At 48.9% G+C, this 753-nt stretch carries 1 protein-coding gene; it reads right to left on the bottom strand.

Annotated elements, in window-relative coordinates:
* A partial coding sequence (locus P5683_RS25465; protein ID WP_315641249.1) for a Uma2 family endonuclease occupies positions 1 to 593 on the bottom strand: 593 nt, incomplete at its 3' end.
* Positions 594 to 753 lie beyond the last annotated feature (160 nt).

Raw genomic sequence — 753 nt, forward strand, 5'->3', positions numbered from 1 at the left:
GCGCGATCGCGTTCATCAAACAAATCCCCCGGTTCTTTGAACAATTCCCCATTAGGGTGATACACTGCTAAACCATCATCAAACAGCTCAAAGCGAATGTTCAACAGTGGGGAAGTCCAGGGGAAATCTAGGGGGGTAATTAACACCAAGCTATCTTCGGGGGTAGCCCGTTGAAAACCCCAAAAATTATGGGATTGGGGATTATAAAAATACATCTCCAGCACGCCATACTGTTGATAAAATTGTTGTTTGGCAGCCATTTCGCTCATGGTGTTACTGGGAGAGAGGATTTCAAACACCACTTGCGGCGGAATGTTGTCTTCTTCCCACTGTTTATAACTACCGCGCGCGCCATCAGGACGACCTAACACCACCATCGCATCAGGGGCTTGTCTGGGAGCGGGGGGACGTTCTACCTGGACGGGATACCAGAGTAAATCCCCCGCCACAAAAGCTACCTGTGACTTGAGAAGTTGTTTAAGGTTGCTGACTAGCCGCACAATCCAGCCATACTGGAGGGTATTTTCCGCCATCGGTTTACCATCAGAGTCGGGGTAGAGGATATGAGGGGGGATAGGAGTTTGAACCATCATTCAGTACCCGGATGAATCAATATTCACCTATTATATAGCGACCCTAGAACGGTTGTGGAATCAGCCCTCGCCCTCAATGTGAATCCCAGAGAGGGACAGGAACTTTTGCTCACAATTATCAGAGGGTTTCTGGATCGATACCCAATTCCCGGAGTTTCGC

Origin of the sequence: Limnospira sp. PMC 1279.21 (genome assembly GCF_032349615.1) — a bacterium.
Taxonomy (GTDB): Bacteria; Cyanobacteriota; Cyanobacteriia; order Cyanobacteriales; family Microcoleaceae; genus Limnospira; species Limnospira fusiformis.